A 3,991-nucleotide genomic window follows, 5' to 3' on the forward strand; every position below is an offset into this window, starting at 1 on the left:
GCCACCAACTGTTCGGGATAAAAGAAAACAGGAACATCACCAAAAAAGTGGAGGGGCGGCCAAGGATAATCGCGACAGCGGCCACCACGCGCCAAATCTTCGCCTTTTCGTGTCCGCCTTGGGTGCGCTGCCGCCAGACCCGGGCAAGGCGGTACAGAGCGCCAGCCACCCACAGATCGAAAATCAGGCTTGTAATGCCGAGGCTTCCAGCAAAGCTTTGGATTATGAGAAGCGTAAGATCCGCTTCGGGGCTGTGCCTAAAATTAATGTTGCCAGCTACGGAAAAAACCAGATCGACGCACAGCGCCAGCACCGTGAGGAAGGCCGCGATCCACCAGAGCATGAGCAAACCGCGCCGAAGCCATTTGACGCGAAACTGACCGGCGGCCCGTTGGCCTGTGCCCGCCATGCCCAGATAAGGCTTTAAGGTTAAGACCGTCTCCTCTTTCACCCATGCAAAAAGCAAATCATAGTCCACAAGCCCCCCCACCTGATCGGCATAGCCCTATTTTTCTTCCCTATTGCCCGTCTCCGGTTGCCCCGGCAACCATCCCTTTTCCTGTAAAAAAAGCCGGTCCCGCTTTGCAGTAATGGCCCGATCCAGTATTTTTTGAATCGCAGTGGCAAGCTCCGGCTTGGTTTTGGTATCCGCAAGGATGGCCGCCCCGATCAAGATTTTTAGGCGGCTGTCTTCTTTTCTGGTTTTGTTTTTTTCTCGGGCTTCCAGTTCCGCAAGCTGCTTTTCGATTTCCTCTTTTTTTTGCTTGAGGCGGTCGATTTTGGCGGGAGTGGTCATAGATTTTCCCCTTTTTGGGGTTCGTATCATGCAAGAGTCTGAGGTTCAATTCGTTGGCGTTCATCGGATTATATTTCACGAGGTTTTAAATAATCCCTGCTTTTGTTGAATTCTTTTGTTTCGCCTGCCGTTAAGGCCTCGTTAATGGAAAAGTAGTTTTGCGATTTTGCCTTGGTTTTTCGTCTTTTCTTCGTTTTTGGCTGGTAGCCTGTGGACATGGTTTTATGAAAACGGTAGCCGAAGGTAAGCGGCGCGAGAATCCCAAAGGGCGCACTTATACATTGCTTCGCAATGTGTGCGCCCTGCCATCCGGCAGGGGAGAAAAGCGAAAGGCCGCTTGCCATCCGGCAAACTGAAGATATTTTAAGATTACGCAAGGTTGCAGTTTATGGCGATTTTTCACTTTTCCGCAAAAGTGGTTAGCCGGGGCAAAGGACAAAGTGTCGTTGCCAAAGCGGCTTATAATGCCAGAGCGCAGCTAACGAATGAAGGCACCGGCAAGCAGCACGATTACACGCGGGCCGAAGGGCTGGTATTCTCCGGTATCTTCGTACCAAAGAACGCCCCAGAATGGGTGCAGGACCGAGAGCGGCTGTGGTCGGAGGTGGAAGCCGTCGAGAAGCGAAAGGACGCTCAGTTTGCGCGTGAAGTTCAAATTGCCCTGCCCCATGAATTGACCGACGAGCAGCGCCGCCAACTCATTACGGACTTCACGCGGGAAAACTTTGTTCGCAAGGGCATGATTGCGGACGTTATTATTCATAGGCCACACCGTGACGGAGATCAGCGAAACGACCACGCGCACATTCTTTTGACCATGCGCGAGATCGGGCCGGAGGGATTCGGCCAGAAAAGGCGGGAATGGAACGGCAAAGCCCAGCTTCAAGAATGGCGCGAAAAGTGGGAAAAGACCGCGAACCGTTACCTTGAGCGCCACGGCCACGAAGCCCGCATCGACCACCGGAGCTTTGAGGCTCAAGGGATCGAGCGGGAGCCGACAGAGCATTTAGGCCCCACGGCTTCGCAGTTGGAGCGCGAGGGAGAGCAGACCGAGCGCGGCGACTTGAACCGCGAGATTGAAGCCCGGAACAAAGAGCGTGAGCGCCTGAAAATAGCCCTTCGCACCACGGCGCTTGAACTGGCGGGCGCTGAACGGGCAAAGGCCGAGGAATGGGAATGGGCCAAGATCAAGCCGAAGACGCGCGCGCCTTACAGCAGGGCGGGGATGGTGGCGCAGCAGCAGGACGCGCAGCGTGACTTTGAAAAGCGCTCAAAGAAACTTCAAGAGCGTCAGGCCGAGCAGCGGGAAAGCGAACGGCAGGCCCAGCAGCGCGAGAAAAACCCCTTCGCGGGTAGGAAGGGCGAGGCCGAGCAGAAGCGGGAAGACCTCGCGGCCAGAACGGAACGGACGGACGCCAAGGCCGAGATCACCGAAGCGCAGCGGGCGCGGATGGAACGGGACGCCTTGCGGGAAAAGGCGGGGCTTCGTGTCAGTTCAGGCCGCGACAGGGAAGAGGATGGGCGCGAGAGGGAGCGGGAACGAGACTAGGCCCCCGCCAAGCCCAGGGCGGAGGCCGAACCCAAGGGGCAAAGAAATTGAAGCGTCGCCCCTGGTCTTCGGACCATGAGGAAACAGCAAAACCGCCCTTTCTGGCAAAGCCGCGCCGCCCGCGCTTCGGCCTTGATGCCGCGCTTGAAGAATGGGGCGTGTTCAAGGCGGCGGGGATGCTGGCCCAATGGCGCGAGAGGTGGCGGCATATTCTTAAGCGGTGAAGGCTGGGGCAATAGGGAAAAGAGGGGAGGTGAAGGCAGAGCTTTCGTATTGTTTTGGATGCTCTTCCGGTCAGTGGGCGCGTTTCTCTTCACAAGCCAAAGTCAAAAGAAGTCCTGAAAGCCGCGAAGGATGAGGAAGAGGAAGCGTCTTTCTCCTGTGCTGAGGGCGGCGAGGAAGCGCCTAAGAAGGATGCAAATCATCTTCCTGCTTAATTTTTACAAAACTAATAGATTGAGTTTCTATCAATCCATCCTTGCCAGTCACTTCTGGATGTGAAGGCCAACGTTTAATTCGTACCCGGGCATATCTATTGTCTCGATACTCAAGAGAGTCCCAGTCGAAAAACATGATGAAAACGAGTTCCGTCTCTTGGGTTATTTCTTTAATAGGATAATCCCAATAACCTCCTTTAACGTCTCTGTTTATCATTATTGAGGCACGATCTCCGCTGCGAAGCCTAACGGCAATTTCTTCTTGGATGTCGCCGTACACAACTGGCATTAATCCTTCTGGTTCCGTAACAAGTTTTTGGAATAGAACTTCTTCGATTTCGCAAAATCGTTCTTCCAAAACCCATCCATCGTTTTCGTATGGATTTTCAACGTGAAAGAAAGTGTTGAAAATCATCCGACTGGCAAGTCGAAATTTGTTCATGTTGTGATCTAAATTATGGGCACTTACAACTGGAGTCATTTCCAAGGACCTCATTTAAGCTTGTCTGGTGTTGGACCAGAAACCCTTTTGGGATGACATATACAATCGGATGGATTTTGATTCCAGATTATTCCATGATAATGAGTGCCCCCAGTAGATCCATGGGCATTTCCGGGATGTGACCAAGTTTCATCTGGAGGGCAAGGCTTGCAGTCTTTATTATTATTTCTTCCTGGGTTTACTGGCTTTAAATTTTTTGCAGATTGCGGATCACTGCGGCTTGAGTCGCTACCTGTGCAGTTTTCCCCATTTAATCCAAGGTCATTTTTAACTTTTTGCGCAGCAAGCTTTATTCCAGTCTTGTCTATGTTTGATATTGGCGAGGGCAATATTAAACTGTCAAACTCTATACATAAATCGAGAAGCCAATTGGCTATGCTTTTCGCAGTAGAATTCGTAGCCAGTGAGTTTTTGAGACGTTGTACTGTTGTTTTATACTGAGGATTTTGGTTGTAAGCGTAATAAATCGCCGCAATGACTATGATTTCAGGTCCCCATGTGGGAATGCTGTCTATCGCAAGGTCGATGGGTCCCGCGTGAGAGAGATGGGTGTGACAAACTAATGAAAATAGTAATATTGTGATCATTACTGTCCGGCTAAGAAAAGGCTTGACGCCTGAAAGCGACAACTGGTGCAAGCTCATGATGCCTTTCCACTTAGGCGATCAATTTTGAAAAAATGGCATAAATTGCCATGACATCAAGTT

7 protein-coding genes are annotated in these 3,991 nt (G+C 51.7%); 2 read left to right on the top strand and 5 right to left on the bottom strand.

Translation table 11 applies throughout. The annotated features are described in order from the left end of the window. The 3 genes from GTA51_RS20090 to GTA51_RS20100 form a co-directional block, all read right to left on the bottom strand. Positions 1-478, bottom strand: a 478-nt coding sequence (locus tag GTA51_RS20090) for a hypothetical protein (RefSeq protein ID WP_160964266.1), incomplete at its 3' end; no start/stop codon positions are given. A gap of 27 nt (positions 479-505) precedes the next feature. After that, the gene (locus GTA51_RS20095; protein WP_160963967.1) at positions 506-796 is read right to left on the bottom strand and encodes a hypothetical protein; all 291 of its coding nucleotides are present in this window, start codon (positions 794-796) and stop codon (positions 506-508) included. A 68-nt stretch (positions 797-864) separates the two neighbouring features. Continuing rightward, positions 865-1,173 (bottom strand): hypothetical protein, encoded by a 309-nt coding sequence (locus GTA51_RS20100; RefSeq protein ID WP_160964267.1) that lies wholly within the window; start codon positions 1,171-1,173, stop codon positions 865-867. An 11-nt stretch (positions 1,174-1,184) separates the two neighbouring features. On the opposite strand from GTA51_RS20100, the gene mobQ reads away from it, so the two are divergent. Both mobQ and GTA51_RS20110 read left to right on the top strand, forming a co-directional pair. Then, positions 1,185-2,345 carry a MobQ family relaxase gene (gene mobQ / locus GTA51_RS20105; RefSeq protein ID WP_160964268.1) on the top strand — a complete coding sequence of 387 codons (1,161 nt, stop codon included), beginning with the start codon at positions 1,185-1,187 and terminating at the stop codon, positions 2,343-2,345. Positions 2,346-2,392: 47 nt separating this feature from the next. Beyond that, on the top strand, positions 2,393-2,569 hold the full coding sequence (locus tag GTA51_RS20110; protein ID WP_160964269.1) for a hypothetical protein: 177 nt from the start codon (positions 2,393-2,395) through the stop codon (positions 2,567-2,569). A 181-nt stretch (positions 2,570-2,750) separates the two neighbouring features. On the opposite strand, the gene GTA51_RS20115 is transcribed toward GTA51_RS20110, so the two are convergent. Continuing rightward, positions 2,751-3,263: a hypothetical protein gene (locus tag GTA51_RS20115; protein ID WP_160964270.1), complete on the bottom strand. Its 513-nt coding sequence runs from the start codon at positions 3,261-3,263 to the stop codon at positions 2,751-2,753. Positions 3,264-3,274: 11 nt separating this feature from the next. Further along, on the bottom strand, positions 3,275-3,928 hold the full coding sequence (locus tag GTA51_RS20120) for a hypothetical protein (RefSeq protein ID WP_160964271.1): 654 nt from the start codon (positions 3,926-3,928) through the stop codon (positions 3,275-3,277). Positions 3,929-3,991: the final 63 nt, after the last annotated feature.

This window comes from Solidesulfovibrio aerotolerans, assembly GCF_009856865.1.
GTDB lineage: Bacteria > Desulfobacterota > Desulfovibrionia > Desulfovibrionales > Desulfovibrionaceae > Solidesulfovibrio > Solidesulfovibrio aerotolerans.